Consider the following 20,847-nt stretch of genomic DNA (forward strand, 5'->3'; position numbering starts at 1 on the left):
TCAGGGCTGAGAACGGCACCCGACAGATCGCTGACATGCGCGGAAAGATCACGGATATTGCCGTCTGCATCGAGAAGGCCCGGCTTTTCCTGACCTGTTTCGCCATAGCGAAGAAATTTCATGAGATTACTCCTTGTGGGGATAGAACTGGTGGCGGTGGAACGCCTAGAGCTGTCGAAATTCAAGTTATGGCGTGCCGAAAATGGTGTTTTTCGAGAACCGGAGCGGAATGTACTTTAAGGTACATGAGCCTAGGCAAGCGCAGAAGAATACCGTTTGCAGGCCGCCAGAGCCTGAATAGCGATAGCTCTAGATCGTCCAGCCACCATCGATGTTGTACGCCTGACCGGTCGTGTAAGTGGCACCCGCGAGATAGACCGCGAGGTCGGCGATTTCTTCCGGCTGACCGATACGGCCAATAGGCTGACGCGCGATGAAGGCTGCACGCTGCTCTTCATAATCGCCCTGCGCACGCAGGCGATCCTGAAGCGACGGGCTTTCAACCGTACCGGGGCAGATGGCGTTGCAGCGGACGCCCTTGGCAACATAATCAGCAGCAACAGCCTTGGTGAGGCCGATAACAGCGGCCTTGGTTACACCATAGGCAAAGCGGTTCGGAACACCTTTAACGCTTGAAGCAACCGACGCCATATTGACGATCGCGCCGTCATTGCGTTCCAGCATGCCCGGCAGCACAGCCTGAATAGTGCGGATCATCGCCTTGACGTTGAGATTGACGGCGAAGTCGAGGTCTTCGTCCTTCATTTCCAAAATCGAACCGCCATGGACAACGCCTGCGCAGTTGAACAGGATATCGACCTGACCGATCTCGGCAACGAGCGCTTTGACTTCTGCCTCGTCAAGCACGTTGAGCTTGCGGGTGATGATGCCAGAAACGCCTTCGAGTTCTTTCAGCGCTGCTTCGTTGATATCGGTCGCATAGACCTTCGCGCCTGCTTCCGCAAAAGCCAGCGCACTCGCACGGCCAATGCCCTGAGCAGCCGCTGTGATCAGCGCTGTTTTTCCATCAAATCGTATCGTCATAGTCATGCCTTCCGTTCAACAAGCAGGATGTGGTCGCAAGCCAGCACCACTTCGTCCCGCTGATTAAGCACTTCGCACCGCTCGGTAACGCGGCCCATATTTGTCCGTTTCGGGTCATCTTCCTTTGCGCTGATCGTCACGCGCGTGCGGATCGTATCGCCAATATGCACCGGACGCACGAACCGAAGGCGGTCATAGCCATAGGAAAACGCAACAGGGTTAATCAGCGTCGCAGTCAGGCCGACGCCGATTGCAAAGACCATCGTGCCATGCGCAATGCGCTGACCGCCCGGCAAGGTCTTTGCAAATTCCGTATCCATGTGGTGCGGAAAGAAATCTCCTGTATGACCGGCGTGGACCACGAAATCCGTTTCGGTGATCGTGCGGCCATAGGTTATGCGCTGATGGCCCAATTCATAGTCTTCAAAATAGATCGTCTGTTCAGACATGATCAGAACTCCGGTTTTGCAGCGAGCGGCGTGGCGGGCGCAGCGCTTGACTGATAGGCCGCTTCGACCAGCGCCATGGTGTGCCACGCATCTTCGACCGAGCCGATCAGTTCTGCATCTTCACCAGTGGCGAAACTCTGCAACTGCGCCATGCGGTTTAAGAATGCGTCCGGAAACCACGCGCCTTGAAGCTCTACCTGCACCCAGTCGTCCCCGCCCTTTGGCTTGATCCAGAGCTCGTCCGGTTCGCCGCGTGGATAGTCGAGATTGACGCCAAGTTTCACATAGGCAGCGCCTTCAGTCCCGCAGATACGGAACTCGCAAGCCTGAAACTTGCGGCCAAAATCATGGTCGTGATTGATCGACAAAGCACAGCGCACGCGGTTGCCATAATCAAGAATCGCAGCCGTGCGGGTCTGGGCGACCTCGTGGTGTGGATGGCCAATGGTCTTGGCGTGAACGCCTTGCGGATTGCCGAGCAGACCGCGCACAAAATCCAGATAATGGATCGAGTGCATGGCGATCTCGATGCGTGGCAGGCCTTTGAGGAACGGCCACAGCCCCCAAGGGGTAGCAAGTGCCAGCCATGCATCGAAATCCACCACTTCACCAAGCAAGCCCTTATCGACGGCGTCGTAAAGAGCGAGCATCATCGGCGCGAAACGCAACTGGAAATTCACCGCAGCTTTGAGATTGCGCGCACGGCAGGTTTTCAGAATTTCCGTTGCTGCGGCAAGATCGCTGCCCATCGGCTTTTGGATGAGACACGCAGAACCTTCCGGCAATTGTGAAAGGATCGAGGCATGGGCTGACGGCGGCGTTGCCATATCGAAGATCGCGCCTTCAACGGCAAGCGCCTCTTGCAAGTTTGCGAAAGCTTTTACGCCCCATTGGTCAGCAAGTGCCGATGCTTTCTCGAAATTGGGATCGAAAATGCCAGCAACTGGAAAACCGCCCTGCTTATAGGCTGGCAGATGTGCGTCGCCGACAATGCTGCCCGCGCCGAAAATCACTATGGGCTTCGGCTTGGAGGGCTTCGCCCACCACTGGCGCAAGCTTTTGGGATCAAAGACCTCAGTCATGATGGAAAACCTCCTCCATCATCGCCCACCACTCTCCTTCTTTGCGAGTTTCGAGAGGCTTCTGGCATGGCATACAGACCGACCACCATTCCTGATTTTTAGGATTATCGGCCATTTTCTTCATATCGGCTTCAAAGTCCGTACCGAGATAGTCCCATGTGCCAAACAGCAGGTTTTCCGGCTCTTTGAGAAAAATCGTGTAATTGGTAATGTTGCACTCGGAAATGAGTGAGAGAATTTCCGGCCACACGTTCGCGTGCAGCTTCTTATATTCTGCGATCTTCTCAGGCTTCAGCCCGATCACCATCCCCATTCTGTCAGCCATCACGACCTCACGATCTCGCGGGTAAATTCAGAAACGGACCGCGTGCGCACGGCATCCCAATCCCACGAAATACCAATGCCCGGCTCGGATGGCGCAATGGCGTGGCCATCGCGAATTTCCATGCCCTTGGTGGTCAGATCATCAAGCTGCGGAATATATTCGACATAGCGCCCGTTCTGCACGGCACAGGTGAGGCTGACATGCAGTTCCATCAGGAAGTGCGGGCAAACCGGAATGTCGAAGGCTTCTGCGGCATGTGCCACTTTCAGCCACGGTGTGATACCCCCGATACGCGCCACATCCACCTGCACGATAGAGCAAGCGCCCTTCTGCATATATTCACGGAAATGGCGGATCGAATATATCGATTCACCCACCGCAATCGGCGTTGGTGTCGAGCGCGTCAGGCGGATATGGCCATCAAGATCATCAGCCGGAAGCGGCTCTTCAATCCATGCCAGATCAAGTTCTTTCAGACGCTCTGCACGGCGGATCGCTTCATCCACCGTGAAGCCCTGATTGCAGTCGGTCATGATTTCAAAGCCATCACCCACGGCTGCACGAACCGCCGAAAGACGCGCATAATCTTCCGAACCATGTGGCTTGCCGATCTTCACCTTGGAGCCGGAGAACCCCTTGGCTTTGGCGGCTAGAGCATCCTCGACCAGCGCTTCTTTCTCGATATGCAGCCAGCCGCCTTCGGTCGTGTAAAGCGGACAACGATCTTTGGCACCGCCTGCGAGTTTCCAGAGTGGCAAGTTCTGCTTTTTCGCACGCAAATCCCAAAGAGCTGTATCGATGGCAGCAAGCGCCAAAGCGGTGATCGCGCCAATGGTTGTGGCGTGGGTCGCAAATTCGAGCTTGCGCCAGATCGCTTCGATGCAATCTGCATCCTCATTCAGGATAAGCGGCACCAGATGGTCGTTCAACAAGCGCATGACGGACGAGCCGCCAGTGCCGATGGTGTAACTATAGCCCGTACCCACTGCACCATCACTGTCGGTGATAGTGACAATCGGTGTTTCCTGACTGACAAAGCTCTGGATCGCATCCGTGCGTTTGACCTTCGGCGGAAGGTCAACCATGCGCAGTTCGACTTTTTCAATGCGTGCCATGACTATACCGCCAAGCTCTTGCCGCTCGCCGCATCAAACAGATGCGCCTGCGACAGATCAAAATGCATGGAAATCGCTTCACCGGAATTGAGGTGACGCGGGTTGAGCATACGCGCCACCCATTCCTTGCCTGCAAATTCGACAAAGACCAGCGTTTCATTGCCAAGCGGCTCTGTGATCGCAACAGTCATGTCCTGCTCATGCGATGTTCCGGCATCACCCGACGACAGGCCATGACCGGTCGGGAAAAGATCATCCGGACGCAAACCGAATGTCACCTTGGCACCATCCGTCACCTTAGCTTTGAACTGTGCAGGCACTGGCAGACGGTCGCCACTGGCAAAGACCAGTTCCGAACCCTGCACGGTTGCCTCGGCCATATTCATCGGCGGCGAGCCGATAAAGCCAGCGACAAACTGCGTATCGGGGCGCTTGAACACTTCATCCGGTGTTCCGACCTGTTCAATATGGCCGTCACGCATGATGACAATGCGGTCGGCCAGTGTCATAGCCTCAACCTGATCATGCGTCACGTAAACGACGGTAGACTGCACCTTGGCGTGAAGCTTCTTGATCTCGGTGCGCATCTGCGTGCGCAGCTTCGCATCAAGGTTGGAAAGCGGTTCGTCAAACAAAAACACTTCCGGATTGCGCACGATGGCGCGCCCCATGGCAACGCGCTGGCGTTGGCCGCCTGAAAGCTGTGCCGGGCGGCGTTCCATCAAGGCTTCGAGGCCGAGAATGGCGGAGGCTTCATTGACGCGACGGTCGATTTCCGCCTGTGGCTGCTTGGCGATTTTAAGCGAGAAACCCATGTTCTCGCGCACCGACATATGCGGATAAAGCGCATAGGATTGGAACACCATCGAGATATTGCGATCACGCGGCGGCAGATCGTTGACCACTTTGCCGCCGATTTCCAGCGCACCGTCGGAAATGCTTTCAAGACCTGCGATCATGCGCAGCGTCGTGGACTTGCCACAACCGGACGGGCCAACAAGCGCTACAAATTCCTTGTCGGCGATTTCGAGATTGATGCCATGCACCACTTCGACAGTGCCATAACGCTTAACGAGATTTTTAATGGAAAGCTGAGCCATTGTAATATCAACCTTTAACCGCGCCGAACGTCAGACCAGCAACAAGATGCTTCTGAACGATGAATGTGAGGGTCAGCGCCGGAATAATCATCACGACCGCCAGCGCGCACATGCCACGCCAGTCGATGGTGAATTCAGCGGTGTAATCGAGAAGACCGACAGGAAGGGTCTTGGAATTGACCGAGCGGGTCAGCTGGGAAGCCAGCGCATATTCGTTCCATGAGGTGAGGAAGGCGAAGATGCCTGCGGTGGCAATGCCGGGACCAGCCAGCGGAAACTCCACCTGCCAAAAAGCCTGCCAGCGCGTGCAGCCGTCAATCTGGGCTGCTTCCGCCAGATCCTTCGGCACCTGACGGAAGAAGCCGTCGATCAGCCAGATCGTGAATGGCACATTAAGCGCCACATAAGTGACGATCAGACCGAAATGGGTGTCGATAATGCCGATGCGCGAATAGAGCATGAACAGCGGCAGCGACAACGCAATCCCCGGCACCGAACGCGTCAGCATGAGACCGAGGAACGTCGTTGACTTGCCCCAGAAGCGGAAGCGCGCAAAGGCATAGCCACCCGAAACGCCGACGACCAGCGCAATAATGGTGGATGTCACCGAGATAATCAGCGAGTTGCGGAAATAATCCCAGACCGGAATACCGCCACCACCTGCACCCGAGAACATCGCATAATAGGCATCAAGCGTGATTTCCTGCGGAATCCAGACTGGCGGCTTTGCCATGATTTCAACCGGCGGGCGCAGCGAGGACAGCACGATCCACAGACCAGGCAGGCAGATGATCGTCATCGCGAGAAACAGACCGATGAGGTACGCGACTTTCTTAACGCGACGCAGCAGGCGATGCTGATCATTAGAGAGTGTTTTGGAAGCCATGATTACCACTCCGCTCCGATTTGCGCGCGTGCGGCTGCAAGCTTGCGGAAGAACATTACGGTGAAGATGATCGAAAGCAGGATCGCGACATAGGCCATGGCATTGGCCAGTCCCATCTGCGCATCCGAATAGGCTGTGCGCCCGACCAGCGTCCAGATCAGCTCAGTACGGCGTGCCGGACCACCATCGGTCATGATTTTTACGATGTCATAAGCGCGTGCCACATCAAGCGACCGAATAGTCATCGCGATGAAGGCAAATGGCATCAGATAAGGCCAGATGACATAGCGGAATGTCTGCCATGGCGTGCAGCCATCAACGCGCGCGGCCTCAACCGGATCCTGCGGCATGGACAGAAGACCACCCAAAATGAGGATGGCGAATACCGAGGTCGACATCCAGACTTCTGCCATCAGAATGGCAAACAGCGCCAGATTGCCGTCGATCAGCCATGGAATAGCGGTGTCGGTGATACCCAGCGATTGCAGCGCATTGTTCACAAGACCGATATTGTCGTTGAACATAAACTTGAACTGGAAACCGACCAGCACCGGCGAAAACATCATCGGGAACATCATCAATGTGCGCAAAACGCGCTGGCCGTGGGTGGCCTTGTTGATGAGCAGCGCCAGACCAAGTCCGAGCAGCATTTCCAGATTGAGCGCGATGGTGAGAAAGATCACCGTACGAATGAATGCAGCCCAGAACACCCAGTCGGTCATGATGCGCTGATAGTTGCGCAGACCGATGAAGGTGAACAGGCTATCAGGACGCGTCAGCCGGAATGGCGTGAAGCTTGAATAAAGCGAAAGTGCGAGGGGAAACAGAACCACCGCAGCGAGAATGATAAAGGCCGGAAGCAGAAGCAGAACCGGCGGGGAAATTCGTTTAAACATTGTTCTTCCGAAGCGGTCATTAAGCCAGCATCAAAGCGCGCGCATCTTGTTTAAAACCGCTACACACTTTTTGGGATGCGCTTGGAATGGCCCGCCCCATTCAGAACGGGCCATGAAGTCACAGGTTTAAATCACAAGGCAAAATTAGAGTTCGCCAGCATCCTCAAGAATCTGCGTTGCCTTCTTGGCTGCATCATCAAGCGCCTGCTGTGAGGTCTTATCACCAAGAATTGCTGCCTGAAGCTCAGGATAAACAGCGTTGGAAATCTCGATCCAGGATGGTGTCTGCGGAACCGGGAAAGCGGTCTTTGCAGTTTCCTGGAACACCGAAAGAACTTCCTTCTTATATGGATCAGAAGCAGCCTGTTCGATCACGTAATCCCAAACAGCGGTACGGGTTGGCAAAGTGCCAGCTGACGATTCCTGCTTCTGCGAATCTTCATTGGTCAGGAACCAAACGAGCGATGCGGCAGCATCCTTGTTGTCGCAGGATTCAGTGACCGAGAAGCCGTGATGACCCGACCAGCCGGTGCGCTTGCCGGCAGAACCTTCCGGCGCAACAGCAACGCCGACATTACCGGCAACTTTCGAGGACTTTGGATCGTTGAAATAAGTCGCCCAGCCCGGCCAATCCAGATTGAGTGCGATGGTGCCCGATGCAAAGCCAGCGCCCAGCTCATCCCAGAGATAGTTGGTGGTGCCGGCAGGAACAGCCTTCGCCTTATAAAGATTGACGAACCAGTCGAGCGCACGTGCTCCAGCTTCCGAGTTGAAAGCGGGCTTGCCGTCCTTGTCGAGATATTCGCCGCCTTCAGCGACCAGCATTTCATAGAAGCGGCCATTGATCGCTTCTTCCTTGCCCGCAAACTGCGTGCCGTAGAAATTTGGTGGATCAGCAAAGAACACAGCCTGATCGGAAACTTCTTTCCATGTTTTAGGTGGTGCGAGATCGTAGGCGTATTTTTCCTTGAACGCCGCTTTCTTGGCGGCGTCCTCATAGAGGCTCTTCTGATAGTAGAGCGCCGAGACGTCATATTGCGCGCGCGGCAGCATGATGAGCTTGTCGTTGAGCGTCGAAGCCTTGATCACCGAAGGCACAAAGCCTTCGATTTCTTCTTTCGGAACCAAAGCATTCAGATCGGCGTAGAGATCAGGATATTGCGGCGCGAAAGACGAGTGGTTGGAACCAACACACCAGTTGATTGAACGCGAAGCGATGTCGGATTTGATTTCCTTATCCAGCTCGAAGTGATTCTTCTTCGACAGGATATTCACCTTGGCGCCAGTCGCTTTTTCCCATTCTGCAATGCGCGAATAGAGCGCTTCATATTGCTGACCGCCGATCAGCTTGGCATTGATGGTGACGCCTTCAAATTTGCCCGGAAGGTCAGCTGCCCCCGCAGAAACCATACCCAGTGCAAGCAGAACAGAACCTGCCAGCACGGATGTCGTAAAATTCCTCATGCTTTCCTCCTCATGACGGACATCTCCCGTGTCCACACCCAATTGTAAATTGTGTATTTATATGCAAACATAATATTCACAGCCGGTCAAGGCGCTTTCGATGCAATCCTATCTTTCATCGCGCAAGATATTCGTATATGAAGCAAGCTATTCATGAGGGGAAGAAACTTGGAAACAGACGATCGCTACCGCGCACCCGCATTAGACAAAGGCCTGGATATTCTCGAATTGCTGGCCAGTGTCGATGGTGGATTGAGTCAGGCCGAGATTGCCAAATATCTCGACCGTAGCCCGAATGAATTTTACCGCATGCTCGACCGCCTGGTGAAGCGTGGTTATGTCACCAAACTCGAAGGCGACCGTTATTCGCTGACCCTGAAACTGTTTGGCCTTGCGCATCTTCATGCACCTGTGCGCAGGCTGGCGTCGTTCGCCACGCCCTTCATGCGCGAACTTGCAGATCGCTCGAAACAGGCCAACCAGCTTGCCGTGTTTGATCGCGGTTCCGTTGTGGTGATCGCGCAGCAGGAAGCCCCGGATTACTGGGGAATTTCGATCCGCGTCGGTTCGCATATCAGCCTGTTTGATACGGGTTCCGGTCACACTTTGCTGGCATTCCGCTCGCCGGAAGAACGCAAGATGATGATTGCCGAATATGTGAAAGGCAGCGAAAGCGCGCAGCTTGATGACAGCTTTTATGAGCGGCTCGATCAGATTCGCGAACGCGGCTATGAAATGATGCCCAGTGCGCAGGTGGCTGGAGTTTACAATCTTTCCGCACCGATTCTTGGACCGGACGGCACATGCATTGCAGCCCTCACTTGTCCTTATGTCACGCTCGTCAATTCGACTGCTGCACCCGACATCACACAGACAATCACACTGTTGCAAAAGACCGTCAAAGACCTGTCAAAACTGGTTGGCTCCGACATCGGAGCAACAGATTAATCAAGATTGATAATTCTTATTTGAAAACTCTCTTCTTTTTTGAAAGTATGACATCGGAGGAGAGTTTTCTATGATTATCGATACCCATCTGCACCTGATAGACAAAAGCGCGCTCAATTATCCATGGCTAGGCGATGTTCCGGCGCTTAACCGCGACTTCCTTTTTCAGACCTACAGACAGCAGGCCGAGCGCTGCGGAATCAAATCCGCACTGCATATGGAAGTGGACGTTGCGGCGGATAATATTCAGACCGAGACTGATCATGTGCAGAGGATAGCAACTGCCAATGGCGGCTTCATCAAAGGTGCAATTGCATCCTGCCGCCCGGAAGAGACAGGCTTTGCCGCATATTTGGAACAAAGCCGCAGCAATCCCTTCATCAAAGGCTTTCGTCGCGTGCTGCATGTTGTGCCTGATGATGTTTCTGAGGGCACTTTGTTCCGGGAAAACATCAAACGGCTCCAAGGCACTGGCCTGACTTTTGATCTCTGCACACTCCCTCACCAGATCGACAAGGTACTGGCGCTCGCCGATATCGCTCCGGACCTGCAATTCGTGCTCGATCATTGCGGCGTTCCGGACATCAAATCAGGTGCGCTGGAATTGTGGCAGAAGGGGATTACCGAGATTGCGCAACGCGACAATGTGGTCGCCAAGATTTCCGGTGTCGTTGCTTACGCGGATGCCGAAAGCTGGACCGTCGACACGCTGCGCCCCTATGTCGAGCATGTGATTCGTTCATTTGGCTGGGAGCGGATTGTATGGGGAAGCGACTGGCCGGTTTGCACACTTGCGAGCAATGTCGATGCCGGGCTTTCAACATGGGTAGCGACAACCCATGCACTTCTTGAAGGATGCAGCGAAGACGAAAAAGCGTTGCTTCTCTGTGAGAATGCAACACGTCTCTGGAAACTGTAAATTTGATCAAGCTGGCGAGTTCCTCGCCAGCCATACATTATTGATCAGAAGCTTTCGCGGAAAAGCTTATTGAGATCGGCGACAACAACTTCCGCCTTCTCCTTGTCCAGCAAGCCCTTATTGATCCGTTCGGAAGCTACTTCCTGAAACGACATATAGCCATCGTGACGCGGACGCACCCATGCACCTTCCAGCGTCGCGCGCGTATCGCGATAAAAGCCTAAAGTTGCATTGTTTACGGTATCGTCTTCCCATGCACCTGCATGGCCGGGCTGGCCGTTGGAAGCCGCATAAAGGCCCTTTTGCACGTCACCACTTGCAATCCAATAAGCGAAGTCGATTGCTGCTTCAGGATGTTTGCTGAAGGCAGAAACTGCAATGCCTGTACCGCCCAGAGCAGAACCCGCAACACCTGCCGCACCCGATGGAATATCCGCAAAGCGGATCAAACGCTCGCGGAAGCCCGGCATGGCATAATTCACATAGCCGTAAATCAGCGGTGAACAGGCAATCTCAGAATCGGACTTTGCCATTTCCTCAAACACCGCAATCGGGTCCATGCCGAAACATTCCGGCTTAACCAGCGAAGCAACCTCGCGCAGTTGCTCAAAAGCTTTCGCGCCGTCTTCAACAGAGATCAGTTCGCCTTCAACCGCGCAAGGCGTTCCGGCATTGGCAACGAGTGTGTAAAAGCACATCAGCGAATGCGGAGAGCGCAGTGGCAACAGAACTTTCCCGGCGCGTGCCAGACGCAGCACCTCGCCCCATGAGGTGGCTGGCTTATCCATCAGGTCCGGACGCCATGCCTGAACCTGTGTTGCTGCATCGAGCGGAAACGCCCATTGTCGCCCCTGCCAATTATAGCTTGGGAAGGATTGGCCCACAGAGCCATCGGCAAGCGCTTTCAATTCCGCTTCGCGACCCGGCACATCAAGCGGCAGCAGACAGCCTTCCTTGGTGATCTGGCCCACATGCGGATGGTCGATCACGATCATATCGAAATTGCGTGCCAGTTCCTCAACCGGAAAGGTCTCGAAATCCTGTAGTGACCGCTTTTCCCATTCGATCTCAACACCCTTATCCGCGAGCCATTGTTCGGCACCGGAAACCATCGGATCATAGCCGCGCGGGTGGCTCCAGGTCATGCCTTTAAGCTTGATCGTGCTCATAGACCGAACTCCTCGCGAATTTCTTTGCTGTTCTCGCCAATGCGTGGTGCTGCGCGTGCCACCTTCGGGCGCTGTCCGTTGATACGCAGTGGGGAACGGGTAGTGGTGATGAAAACATCATCTTCACGCGTCACCGTCTGGAGCATGTCGAGGGTTGAAAAACCTTCGCTTGCGAGCAGTTCTTCCCAGTTGAGAACGCGGGCGCACCAGATGTCGGCTGGTTCCAGAATGGCGAGCCATTCATCGACCGTTTTCCTGGCAACACAATCAGCGATCAGCCGCTTGATTTCATCGCGCTTGGCAAAAGCCAGTTTTGCATCCTCAATGAAAGGCGCAAGCGTATCTGTTTCAAGCAGTGGTGCCAGTTTCGCAATCGGCATCATGGCAATTGCGAGATAACCGTCCGCTGCCGGATAGACACCATAGGGTGCCGCGAGATAGGCATGGGCACTGCGGAACTCAGAACGCTTTGGCAGGCGGCGACCATCGTTAAGGTGGGTGGTCAGCACTTCAAACTGGAAATCAACCAGCGCTTCGAGAAGGCTGGTTTCGACATGCGAACCTTTGTTGGTGATGCCGCGGCGAACCAGCGCTGCGAGAATGCCCTGCGCGGCCGCAGCCCCCGCCAGCATATCGGCAACCGCCAGACCGAAGGGCACTGGTCCCTGCCCTTCATCACCATTGAGCCACATCAGGCCTGAGCGCGCCTGCGCCAGCAAATCCTGTCCCGGACGCCCAACCCATGGTCCTTCTTCGCCATAGCCACTGATCGACGCATAGACGAGACGCGGATTGATTTGCTGAACGGCTTCGTAATCAAGGCCAAGACGCTTGATGACACCGGGACGGAAATTCTGGATGACCACGTCGGCCTGTGTGAGAAGCTTCTTCAACGCAGCCAGATCATCAGGATTTTTCAGATCAATCGCAAGGCTATCCTTGCCGCGATTGATCGCATGAAAAATCGTGGAATCGCCACCGATTTCCGTATCGCTCAGATAAAGCCTGCGCGAGAGATCGCCACCATCGGGACGTTCAATCTTGATGACGCGTGCGCCCAGATCCATCAAACGCAACGAGCAATAAGGCCCCGACAGAAACTGGCTCATATCGACAACGACAAGCCCGCTTAGCGGCAGTTCGCTTTCCGACATCGGGAAATTCCCTCCTCATGAATTTCTTATGTGAATATAGTCTTCACATATGGATTTATAGAAGGCAAGGCTGAAGTTGATCATAGAAAACAAAAAAGCCGCCCGGTGGGGCGGCGTTTTCTAAGGAATTAGCTGACTATCAAACTTCGTTGCTGACCTGCTCCAGCAGTGTCCAAACATGATCAGCGAACGAGTTCCAAACTTCGATGCGATAATGATCGGCATCCCATTTCAACAAGATGATCTGGGCGTGATCGAAGATGGTGCGCGTGGCACCCGGATGTTGCATCTCTGAAAGATTGAGCGGCGACGCCGCATTAAGCAACCACTCCGCCTTTGGGCCAGAAATATCGATGCCGATTTCGCGGTGGCTGACTTCCGTCAAGCTATGCGGCTCGGTTTCATAAAGCATGGCGAAAGCCTGCGTGATCGCCGTGCTTTTGCTCTCATCTGCCCAGATATACCATTCATCGGGACCAAGGCAGGCTACGGCAGTCTCATCTGTGCGGATCAAATCACCGATTTTTGTCGGGATTTTTGCACCCAGTGCCTTCTCAGCCTGTTTAAGCTTTGCCGGAGCAATGCGCAGGATAAAACGAGCGGCATCTTCTGCCGCGTGGATCTCCACACGGCCGGAAATAACGACCTTGCGGTTCGAATAAGGTTTTGTCTCAATAAGCATGGTTCAATCCTTATCCGTTCAGCTTCTTACCTTCGGGGTCATAGAAGACCATGCCCGAAACAACCGCTTCATGCACACTGCCATCCGGCATCGGCATATAAAGCGTTTCACCCATCCGATCTTTGCCGCCTGACACCACGGCCATAGCAATCGACCGGCCAAGCGCCTCGCTCCAATAAGAAGACGTGACATGACCAAGCATTGTCATTGGCACAGCCTGTTTCGGATCAGCAACAATCTGCGCACCCTCTTCCAAAACCAGTTTGGGATCGACAGTCAAAAGACCAACCAGATGCTTGCGGTCTGATTTCAACATATCAGGGCGGGTCAGCGAGCGCTTGCCGACGAAATCCGGCTTCTGCTTGCCAACAGCCCAGCCAAGGCTTGCATCATCAGGCGTTACCGTGCCGTCCGTATCCTGACCGACAATGATATAGCCTTTTTCCGCGCGCAGAACGTGCATGGTTTCGGTGCCGTAAGGCGTGATGTCATATTGCTGACCGGCCTCATAAAGCGCCTTCCAGAGCGACAGACCATAACGGGCGGGTACGTTGATTTCATAGCCCAACTCGCCGGTGAAGCTCATGCGGAACAGACGCGCTGGCACGCCCAGGAATTTACATTCTGCAACCGACATATGCGGGAAGGCTTCATCGGAAATATCCAGGCCTTCAACCATTGGCTCGATGAGCTTGCGCGCATTCGGGCCATTGATTGCGACCACCGCCCACTGCTCAGTGGTCGAGGTCAGCGAGACTTTCAGATCAGGCCATTCGGTCTGGAGATAGTCTTCCATCATATTGAGAACACGCGCGGCACCGCCGGTTGTGGTCGTCACATGGAAGCGATCCTGCGTCAGACGTCCGACAACACCGTCATCGCGGATGAAGCCATCTTCGCCAAGCAGCAGACCATAACGGCAGCGCCCGACCCCAAGCTTCGTCCATGGGTTGGTGTACATGCGGTTCATAAATTCCGCAGCATCCGGGCCGACCACTTCGATCTTCCCAAGCGTCGAAGCATCGAACATACCCAATGATTCACGTGTAGCACGGCATTCACGCGCCACGGCTTGGTGCATGTCTTCGCCAGTTTTTGGGAAATACCATGCGCGGCGCCAAAGCGACACCGGCTCAAAAGCTGCGCCATGCTGTTCAGCCCAGCTATCAATTGGCGTCTTGCGCGTGACATCAAACAGTTTGCCGCGATTGTAACCGCAGAAAGCGCCAAAGGTCGTTGGCGTATAAGGCGGGCGAAACGTGGTAAGGCCCACCTGCGGCGTCGGGCGCTTGAGCGCATCGGCGGCAACAGCCAAACCGTTGATGTTGGACGTCTTGCCCTGATCGGTCGCCATGCCGTTGGTGGTGTAGCGCTTGACATGCTCGATAGAGTGGAAGCCCTCGCGCACAGCGAGACGAATATCCTTGGCGGTCACATCGTTCTGGAAATCGACAAAAGCCTTGGCCTTGCCCGGATCGCGATCCGTTGGCAGTTCGCGAACACTGACACCGTCACAGATGAAATCACCAGCGACTGCATATTCGGACGCTTTCACCTTATGGCCTGTATCAGAGGCAGCAGCAGCTCCCGCTTCCGCACCCTCACGCAAGGCAGCCTGCAAATCGAAATTGCCATTGCCTGCACCGGCACAGCGGCTTTCCTCTGTGCGTTCGCCCGGAAGATAAATCTGGCGCACCTCGTCCCAAACCAGAGAGCCCTTTGTGTGCGAGAAAAGATGCACACTCGGATTCCACCCGCCAGACATCAGCAGCACATCGCAGGCAATCGTGCGCGCAGCACCGACCGAGCCGTTAGAAACCGGATTAGCGCGAACCGAGGACACGCGATGGCGCCCGCCTGTATCCGTCACAGTCCAGCCGGTCAAAGTTTCAATGCCGAGCATTTTGGCGCGGTTGATAAGGCTATCGGCAACGGTTGCCCGCACATCAATGATGGCTGGAACCTTGACGCCTGCAACCGCAAGATCGAAGGCCGCGAGCCATGCGCTGTCATGCGAAGTGACGACGACAGCCTGATTGCCGACCTTGACGCCATAGCGATTGAGATAAGTCCGTGCGCTCGACGCCAGCATCACGCCGGGGCGGTCATTGCCTGCAAAGACCAGCGGCTTTTCGATAGCGCCCTGCGCCAGCACCACTTGCTTGGCACGCACGCGCCACATGCGTTCACGCGGCGCATTGGTAGCAGGCTTGGCCTGATGATCGGTCAGGCGCTCACAAAGGCCGACCATGTTCTGATGATAATAGCCAATCGCCGTTGTGCGCGGCAAAAGCGTGACATTCGGATTGGCTTTAAGGGCCGCTATGGTCTCATTGAGCCAATCCCAGCTTGCACGGCCATTGATCACCGGCTCTGGTTCGGACAAAAGCGAGCCGCCAAATTCGGCCTGCTCGTCAACGAGAATAACCTTTGCGCCACTCTTTGCAGCTTCTAAAGCAGCCGCCAGACCGGCGGGTCCACCACCCGCGATCAGCACGTCGCAGAAAGCATAGCGGCTGGCATAGGTGTCCGGGTCGGGTTCGGATGGCGATTTACCAAGACCGGCAGCACCACGGATGAAAGGCTCATAGACCTTGTTCCAGAAGCTTTTCGGCCACATGAAGGTCTTGTAGTAAAAGCCTGCAGAGAAGAACATGTAGAGCGCATCATTGATCGCGCCGACATCGTGCTTCAAGGATGGCCAATGGTTCTGGGTTTCGGCCTTGAGACCGTCATAAAGTTCCAGCACCGTCGCGCGGGTGTTCGGCTCGTAACGACCCGGTCCACGTGAGACGCCCATCAGCGCATTCGGCTCTTCGGAACCAGCAGAAAGAATGCCGCGCGGACGGTGATATTTAAACGAGCGACCGGCCAGATGTTCGCCATTGGCGAGCAAAGCGGAGGCCAGCGTGTCGCCTTCAAAACCGGAATAGGTCTTGCCGTTGAAGCTGAACCGCACGGACTTGGCCTTATTGACACGGCCTTTGTTATTCAAACGCATATCGGTCATTATTTTGCCTCCGTAGCCGGAGTTTCTGCCAAAGCAGGACGAGCTTCACCGGCCTTGTAGGTGGTGACGAACTTGTCGCTCACCGTGTCGCGCACCGCATTGAAGAAGCGACCGCAGCCATTGATATGCCGCCAGCGTTCAAAATGCGTGCCGCGTGGATTGGAGCGCGTGAAGAGGAAATCACGCCATTCTTCATCGGTGAGTGTCGATGGATCAGCCGGGCGCGCGATATGCGCTTCGCCAGCATAGGCGAATTCCAGTTCCGGGCGTTCCACTTCGCAATAAGGGCAACGGATTAAAAGCATATCAAACCTCCCTTAGTGCGCAACCGCGGCAGCAGCCGCTTCATCGATCAGGCGACCAGTCGCAAAACGCTCAAGCGTGAACGGCGCATTGATCCAATGCGGCTCATCTCGTGCGATGGTGTGCGCAAAGACATTGGCCGAACCCGGCGTTGCTTTGAAGCCGCCCGTACCCCAGCCGCAATTTACATAAAGACCCGGCACCGGGGTCTTACCGATGATCGGCGAGCGATCAGGCGTGACATCAACAATACCACCCCATTTGCGCAGCATCCGCATACGCGTGAAAATCGGGAAGATTTCGCAGATCGCAGCCAGTGTATGCTCGATCAGCGGCAGACCACCGCGCTGGCTGTAAGACGTGTACTGATCAGTACCCGAACCAATAACCAGCTCGCCCTTGTCCGACTGACTGATATAGGCATGAACACTGTTCGACATGATAACGCACGGAACAATCGGCTTCACGGGTTCAGACACCAGCGCCTGAAGCGGGAAGCTTTCCAGTGGCATCCGCACACCAGCCATATCCATAACAATCGACGTGCTGCCCGCAGCCGACACCGCAACTTTCTTAGCTTTGATAAAGCCGCGTGGTGTTTCAACACCCGTTACACGGCCCGATGCATCGCGACGGATACCCGTCACCGGACAGTTCTGAATAATATCCACGCCACGCTCAGTTGCGCCGCGTGCATAACCCCACGCAACCGCATCGTGACGAGCCACACCGCCGCGCCGCTGCAACGTAGCGCCAACAACCGGATAACGGGCAGTGGGGGAAATATCGAGCGGCGGGCAATATTCCTTCGCCTGCTCTTTCGTCAGCCATTCATTGTCGATGCCATTGAGGCGATTGGCATGGATGTGACGCTTGAAGCTCTGCACATCATGCACCGTATGCGCCAGCATCATCACGCCGCGCTGCGAGAACATAACGTTGTAGTTGAGGTCCTGGCTCAAGCCTTCCCACAGCTTCATCGAATGTTCGTAGAGATGCGCGCTCTCATCATAGAGATAGTTGGAGCGGATGATGGTGGTGTTGCGCCCGGTATTGCCGCCGCCAAGCCAGCCTTTTTCGATGACCGCAACATTGGTGATGCCATGTTCTTTGGCCAGATAATAGGCAGCACCCAGACCATGGCCACCTGCGCCGACGATGATCACATCATATTCGGCTTTAGGCTCGGCATTGGGCCATTGTGGCTTCCAGTTCTTGTTGCCGGATAGCGCGTTGCCAACGATAGAAGCTAACGAAAAGCGGGACATATACAAACCACCAGTCTTACGGTTCACGCTCCCATGTGGCGCATGAAAAACCTCTGGCGATATTTGTATTGGTTCAAGCGGAGAATGGAAAGCAGGCTTGCGTCATAAGACGTCATAAATACGACATTACCACCATTTCGCGACATACCCGCAAACGCCTTTTGAGAGTTGCTATTATCGCCATAGCCAGACAGTAATGGAATGAATTTGACACTATACGCCTAACGCTTTGATCGGACTGCCAATGACTGACGCGCTGCCACTTAAGCCACTCAACCTATCTGAAAGCGAATTCACAAGTCTTGTTCCGAACACCAGATTGCGACAGCAGTTCCAGTTCATTCTTGAAGTCGAAAAGCTGAAGCAGGTCATTCGTCGGACACCACTTCTGGATGGATCCCGTCGCGAGAACGATGCCGAACACACCTGGGAACTGGTGCTGATGGCGATGGTTTTGCAGGAACATGCGAATGAGAGCGTTGATCTGTTGCGCGTGCTCAAAATGCTAATCATCCATGATATCGTGGAAATCGATGCTGGCGACACGTTTATCTATGACAATGCCGGAATTGTTGATCAGGAAGAGCGCGAAATACAGGCAGCCAACCGGATATTCGGCATTTTACCCAATGATCAGGCGCTGGAGTTCCGTGCTCTTTGGGATGAGTTTGAGGCGCGCAAAACGGCAGAGGCGCAGTTTGCCCGCGCAATGGATCGGCTGCAACCGCTCCTGCACAACTTCTTCACAAGCGGCGGCACATGGCACACGCCGGGCGTGACCGCGCCTGTTGTGCTTGACCGAAAATCCCCGATCTCCCATGCATCAGACACACTTTGGGAGGCTGCTCAGCGGATTATCGCGGAAGGTGTTGAGCGCAGCTACCTGAAACAAGGATAAGCTCCGCCTTTATAATATTAGCATTAAGTAATATTAGAACAAATCCAAAACATTTTTGGGAAATAGGACAATAATATTGTCCTTTTCTCTTTTCTTTTATTGCGTGAAACGGTACTCAGACTTGCGCAAAATCGCATTTAAAAACACTTAAGCGCAAGAAAGGTGATTTCGTGACTAGGGAAAATCTACTTGAAAGTGCACTGGTTCGTCTTGATGAAGCCGCAAGCCACATCAATATTGATCCGGATGTTATCGAAAAACTGAAATACGCCCGCGAAACCATGAAAGTGCGACTGATGATCCGCATGGATGACGGTTCGCGTAAATCCTTTCTTGCATGGCGCTGCCGTTATGACGACACGCGCGGACCAACCAAGGGCGGCATCCGCTATCACCCGGAAGCAACGGCTGAAGAAGTCGAAACACTCGCTTTCTGGATGACCTTCAAATGTGCAGTCATGAATCTGCCTTATGGCGGCGGCAAGGGTGCCATTCAGGTTGACCCACGCCAGCTTTCCAAGGCAGAACTTGAGCGTCTTTCGCGCGCTTATATTCAGGCTTTCTCCGGCATCATCGGCCCGGATCGCGATATTCCGGCACCAGACGTTTACACCAACTCCATGATCATGGGCTGGATGGCAGACGAATATTCGCAAATCGTTGGTCAGTCTTCGCCAGCTGTTATCACCGGCAAGCCTCTGGCGCTCGGTGGCTCGCTTGGCCGTAACGATGCGACTGCACGTGGTGGCTTCTATCTTGTGCGCCACCTATCGGAAGATCTGGGCCTGGCATCACAGCTTCGCGTCACCGTTCAGGGCTTCGGCAATGCCGGTCAGTTCATCGCAAAGCTTATGGCAAGCGATGGTCATAAGATCGTCGCCGTATCGGATTCGTCCGGCGCCGTTTATTGCGCAAACGGTCTTGATCTTGATGCGCTGCTTGAAGCCAAGGCGCAGAACAAGTCGGTTGTCTCCACCGCTGGCAAACATGGCCATGAAGCCATTACGCCGGATCAGCTGATTGCCGCTGAATGCGATGTTCTCGTACCAAGCGCCATGGAAAACATGATCAACGCCGACAATGCAGCATCCGTAAAGGCAAAGCTGATTGTTGAGCTGGCCAATGGTCCTGTGACGCCGGAAGCCGACGAAATCCTCGTCAAAAACGGCGTTATCGTCCTTCCGGATATTCTGGCCAATGCTGGCGGCGTGACTGTTTCTTATTTCGAATGGGTCCAGAATCGTCAGGGTTACTACTGGACGCTTGAAGAAATCCATGAGCGCCTCAAGACCATCATGGAACGCGAAGGCCGCGCCATCTGGAACCACGCAAAAGCGCACAATGTAACCGTTCGCTCGGCAGCTTATGTGCATGCGCTTCAGCGCCTTGCACAGGCAATTGAAGCACACGGCACCCAGAGCGATTTCACCGCCTGATTGCTATCAATAAATACATTTTTCGCCATTTAGGGCGCCGGTCTGATTTTATCAGATCGGCGCCCTAAAACTTACTATAACGTGCATCTTATCCGAAAACCGCTACACACTTTTCGGGATGCACTCTAATCCGGCGAAAACCTCTTTGAATCCCGTTCTGCCGTTCCTATATGCAAAGCTCATAAATTGAGAGGAACGGGATGAATATCGGCCAGGCAGCGACCGCATCGGGCATATCGGCGAAGATGATCCGCCATTATGAAACCATCGGGCTTATTGAAGCTGCTGACAGAACCAGTTCCGGCTATCGCGTTTATACGCAAAGAGATGTCGAAACACTGCGCTTCATCCGTTCAAGCCGCGACCTCGGCTTTTCCGTCGATCAAATCAAAGCACTGCTCGCACTTTGGCGCGACCGCAACCGCGCATCGTCTGATGTCAAGAAAGTTGCGCTGGTTCATGTTGAGGAGCTGGAAGCCAAGATGAAGCAGTTGCAGAACATGGCCGATACGCTTCGCCATCTTGCGCATAATTGCCATGGCGATGATCGCCCCGATTGCCCGATCATCCACGAGCTTGCCAATAACAATGCGGAGCAGCTTCATCATACAGCGCCGCGCAAGGGCGAATTGCTGCACGGCAAAATTTAAACGCTTCCAATAATAAAACGCCGGGAATTTCCCGGCGTTTTTTGTCTCG

Annotated in this window: 20 protein-coding genes and 1 pseudogene; 5 read left to right on the forward strand and 16 right to left on the reverse strand. The window is 54.5% G+C overall.

Annotated elements, in window-relative coordinates; genetic code table 11:
- The 10 genes and pseudogenes from J2782_RS10870 to J2782_RS10915 all read right to left on the reverse strand — a co-directional run.
- Positions 1-122: pseudogene (locus J2782_RS10870) on the reverse strand (2-hydroxyhepta-2,4-diene-1,7-dioate isomerase); the annotation flags it as partial.
- Between the two features lie 187 nt (positions 123-309).
- The gene (locus J2782_RS10875) at positions 310-1,044 is read right to left on the reverse strand and encodes an SDR family oxidoreductase (protein WP_310012329.1); all 735 of its coding nucleotides are present in this window, start codon (positions 1,042-1,044) and stop codon (positions 310-312) included.
- A gap of 2 nt (positions 1,045-1,046) precedes the next feature.
- Complete coding sequence (locus J2782_RS10880) at positions 1,047-1,493, reverse strand: MaoC family dehydratase (RefSeq protein ID WP_310012332.1); 447 nt, start codon at positions 1,491-1,493, stop codon at positions 1,047-1,049.
- Between the two features lie 2 nt (positions 1,494-1,495).
- Complete coding sequence (locus tag J2782_RS10885) at positions 1,496-2,575, reverse strand: Gfo/Idh/MocA family protein (protein ID WP_310012334.1); 1,080 nt, start codon at positions 2,573-2,575, stop codon at positions 1,496-1,498.
- Entirely contained in the window at positions 2,568-2,900 is a 333-nt protein-coding gene (locus tag J2782_RS10890) for an L-rhamnose mutarotase (RefSeq protein WP_310012335.1), read from the reverse strand. The genes J2782_RS10885 and J2782_RS10890 overlap by 8 nt, the downstream gene beginning before the upstream one ends.
- Positions 2,900-4,015, reverse strand: coding sequence for a mandelate racemase/muconate lactonizing enzyme family protein (locus tag J2782_RS10895; RefSeq protein WP_310012337.1), 1,116 nt, complete (start codon positions 4,013-4,015; stop codon positions 2,900-2,902). Before J2782_RS10895 ends, J2782_RS10890 begins: the two co-directional genes overlap by 1 nt.
- 2 nt (positions 4,016-4,017) lie before the next feature.
- Positions 4,018-5,115, reverse strand: coding sequence for an ABC transporter ATP-binding protein (locus J2782_RS10900; protein WP_310012338.1), 1,098 nt, complete (start codon positions 5,113-5,115; stop codon positions 4,018-4,020).
- Positions 5,116-5,122: 7 nt separating this feature from the next.
- Complete coding sequence (locus J2782_RS10905) at positions 5,123-6,001, reverse strand: carbohydrate ABC transporter permease (RefSeq protein WP_310012340.1); 879 nt, start codon at positions 5,999-6,001, stop codon at positions 5,123-5,125.
- 2 nt (positions 6,002-6,003) lie between these two features.
- Complete coding sequence (locus tag J2782_RS10910; protein ID WP_310012341.1) at positions 6,004-6,897, reverse strand: carbohydrate ABC transporter permease; 894 nt, start codon at positions 6,895-6,897, stop codon at positions 6,004-6,006.
- A gap of 144 nt (positions 6,898-7,041) precedes the next feature.
- On the reverse strand, positions 7,042-8,361 hold the full coding sequence (locus tag J2782_RS10915) for a type 2 periplasmic-binding domain-containing protein (RefSeq protein WP_310012344.1): 1,320 nt from the start codon (positions 8,359-8,361) through the stop codon (positions 7,042-7,044).
- A 153-nt stretch (positions 8,362-8,514) separates the two neighbouring features.
- On the opposite strand from J2782_RS10915, the gene J2782_RS10920 reads away from it, so the two are divergent.
- Entirely contained in the window at positions 8,515-9,309 is a 795-nt protein-coding gene (locus J2782_RS10920) for an IclR family transcriptional regulator (protein WP_310012349.1), read from the forward strand.
- 70 nt (positions 9,310-9,379) lie between these two features.
- Positions 9,380-10,228 carry an amidohydrolase family protein gene (locus tag J2782_RS10925; protein WP_310012351.1) on the forward strand — a complete coding sequence of 283 codons (849 nt, stop codon included), beginning with the start codon at positions 9,380-9,382 and terminating at the stop codon, positions 10,226-10,228.
- Positions 10,229-10,272: 44 nt separating this feature from the next.
- Here J2782_RS10925 and J2782_RS10930 read toward each other — a convergent pair whose 3' ends face one another.
- The 6 genes from J2782_RS10930 to J2782_RS10955 all read right to left on the reverse strand — a co-directional run bounded on the left by J2782_RS10930 (position 10,273) and on the right by J2782_RS10955 (position 17,814).
- Complete coding sequence (locus J2782_RS10930) at positions 10,273-11,397, reverse strand: extracellular solute-binding protein (RefSeq protein ID WP_310012354.1); 1,125 nt, start codon at positions 11,395-11,397, stop codon at positions 10,273-10,275.
- Entirely contained in the window at positions 11,394-12,551 is a 1,158-nt protein-coding gene (locus J2782_RS10935) for a CaiB/BaiF CoA transferase family protein (RefSeq protein WP_310012356.1), read from the reverse strand. The genes J2782_RS10930 and J2782_RS10935 overlap by 4 nt, the downstream gene beginning before the upstream one ends.
- A gap of 139 nt (positions 12,552-12,690) precedes the next feature.
- Complete coding sequence (locus tag J2782_RS10940; RefSeq protein ID WP_310012360.1) at positions 12,691-13,233, reverse strand: sarcosine oxidase subunit gamma; 543 nt, start codon at positions 13,231-13,233, stop codon at positions 12,691-12,693.
- 10 nt (positions 13,234-13,243) lie between these two features.
- Positions 13,244-16,243: a sarcosine oxidase subunit alpha gene (locus J2782_RS10945; protein WP_310012363.1), complete on the reverse strand. Its 3,000-nt coding sequence runs from the start codon at positions 16,241-16,243 to the stop codon at positions 13,244-13,246.
- On the reverse strand, positions 16,243-16,548 hold the full coding sequence (locus J2782_RS10950; RefSeq protein ID WP_310012365.1) for a sarcosine oxidase subunit delta: 306 nt from the start codon (positions 16,546-16,548) through the stop codon (positions 16,243-16,245). Before J2782_RS10950 ends, J2782_RS10945 begins: the two co-directional genes overlap by 1 nt.
- A 12-nt stretch (positions 16,549-16,560) precedes the next feature.
- Positions 16,561-17,814 carry a sarcosine oxidase subunit beta family protein gene (locus J2782_RS10955; protein ID WP_310012373.1) on the reverse strand — a complete coding sequence of 418 codons (1,254 nt, stop codon included), beginning with the start codon at positions 17,812-17,814 and terminating at the stop codon, positions 16,561-16,563.
- A 244-nt stretch (positions 17,815-18,058) separates the two neighbouring features.
- Here J2782_RS10955 and J2782_RS10960 point away from each other — a divergent pair, with 244 nt between their 5' ends.
- The 3 genes from J2782_RS10960 (at position 18,059) to cueR (ending at position 20,798) form a co-directional block, all read left to right on the forward strand.
- Positions 18,059-18,712 carry an HD domain-containing protein gene (locus J2782_RS10960; RefSeq protein WP_310012376.1) on the forward strand — a complete coding sequence of 218 codons (654 nt, stop codon included), beginning with the start codon at positions 18,059-18,061 and terminating at the stop codon, positions 18,710-18,712.
- 170 nt (positions 18,713-18,882) lie between these two features.
- Positions 18,883-20,148, forward strand: coding sequence for a Glu/Leu/Phe/Val family dehydrogenase (locus J2782_RS10965; RefSeq protein ID WP_310012377.1), 1,266 nt, complete (start codon positions 18,883-18,885; stop codon positions 20,146-20,148).
- Positions 20,149-20,348: 200 nt separating this feature from the next.
- Positions 20,349-20,798 (forward strand): Cu(I)-responsive transcriptional regulator, encoded by a 450-nt coding sequence (gene cueR / locus J2782_RS10970; protein WP_310012378.1) that lies wholly within the window; start codon positions 20,349-20,351, stop codon positions 20,796-20,798.
- Positions 20,799-20,847 lie beyond the last annotated feature (49 nt).

The sequence above is a fragment of the Brucella pseudogrignonensis genome (assembly GCF_031454375.1).
GTDB lineage: Bacteria > Pseudomonadota > Alphaproteobacteria > Rhizobiales > Rhizobiaceae > Brucella > Brucella pseudogrignonensis_A.